We start from the raw sequence: 1,432 nt of genomic DNA, 5'->3' as shown, positions 1-1,432 counted from the left end.
CTCTTCGCAGATGAGGGTGTAGCTGCGGAGTGTGGGGTGGGCGCGTCGGTGCCGGGATAGACGTCGAGGTCTCCCGATGATGGAAGTTCTCACGCTCGCCATCAGGAAGACCTCGACGTGCCCAACGCTACCTTCGACAGCCCCGATTTGACGACCTTCGCGCGCCTGGACGAACTCGGTCTGGTCGCTGTCGGTCAACGCCTCTCGGCCGAGCGGGCGGTGCTCGAGTGTCGACTCGCGGAGGAAGATCCGTGGTGCCGCGCCTGCGGGGCGAGGTCGACCTCGCGCGGCACGATCACTCGTCGCCTCGCTCACCAGCCGTTCGGCCACCGCCCCACGACCCTGCTGGTGCGGATCCGGCGTTACCGGTGTGATCACTGCGGGAACCGGTGGCGCGAGGACACCACCGCCGCCGCGCCCGAGCGGGCGAAGCTCTCTCGCGGCGGGATGCGGTGGGCACTGGAAGCCCTGGTCATCGATCACCTCACGATCGCAAGGATCGCTGCCGGGCTCGGGGTTGCCTGGCACACCGCCAACGACGCCGTCCTGGCTGAGGGCCAGCGGCTGCTGATCGATGACCCAGCCCGCTTCGACGCCGTCCGGGTGATCGGTGTTGACGAGCACGTCTGGCGCCACACCCGGCGCGGCGACAAGTACGTCACCGTGATCATCGACCTCACCCCAGCCAGGGACAAGACCGGCCCGGCGAGGCTGTTGGACATGATCCCCGGCCGCTCCAAAGCAGCGTTCAAGGCCTGGCTCGAGGCCCGCCCCAAGGCATGGAAGGACCGCATCGAGGTAGTGGCGATGGACGGGTTCACCGGATACAAGACCGCCGCCGGCGAGGCCCTCCCAGGCGCGGTCGCGGTCATGGATCCCTTCCACGTCGTCCGCCTCGCCGGAGACGCACTGGACGACTGCCGACGACGCGTCCAGCAGCAGCTCCACAAGCGCAGGGGCCGTAAGGACGACCCGCTCTACAAGACTCGCCGCACCCTCCACACCGGCACCAAGCTGCTGACCGACCGCCAATGCCAGCGCCTCAGCAGCCTGTTCAAGCGAGAGAAGCACGTTGCGGTCGAGGTGACCTGGGAGATCTACCAGGCGATGGTCGCCGCCTACCGAGAACCCGACCGGGCGAAAGCCAAAGCGAAGATGGAGAAGCTCATCACCGCGCTGAGCAAGCGCGTCCCGGACGCCTTGCCCGAGCTGGCCAAGCTCGGCCGAACACTGACGAAACGCGCAACCGACGTGCTGGCCTTCTTCGACCGACCGGGCACCAGCAACGGTCCGACAGAGGCGATCAACGGCCGGCTCGAACACCTCCGCGGCTCCGCCCTCGGATTCCGCAACCTCACCCACTACATCGCCCGCAGCCTCCTCGAAGCAGGAGGCTTCAGACCCCACCTACACCCTCAAATGCGATGAGCCC

Annotated in this window: 1 protein-coding gene; it reads left to right on the top strand. The window is 67.5% G+C overall.

What is annotated here, in order from left to right:
* The first annotated feature begins 117 nt into the window (after positions 1-117).
* Positions 118-1,428 carry an ISL3 family transposase gene (locus AL3_RS17905; protein WP_066303695.1) on the top strand — a complete coding sequence of 437 codons (1,311 nt, stop codon included), beginning with the start codon at positions 118-120 and terminating at the stop codon, positions 1,426-1,428.
* Positions 1,429-1,432 lie beyond the last annotated feature (4 nt).

The organism is Arthrobacter luteolus NBRC 107841, from assembly GCF_001552075.1.
Classification (GTDB): Bacteria; Actinomycetota; Actinomycetes; order Actinomycetales; family Micrococcaceae; genus Arthrobacter_B; species Arthrobacter_B luteolus.
Note: the sequence above shows the minus strand (reverse complement) of the source record. Positions and strands in the feature narration are given on the sequence as shown.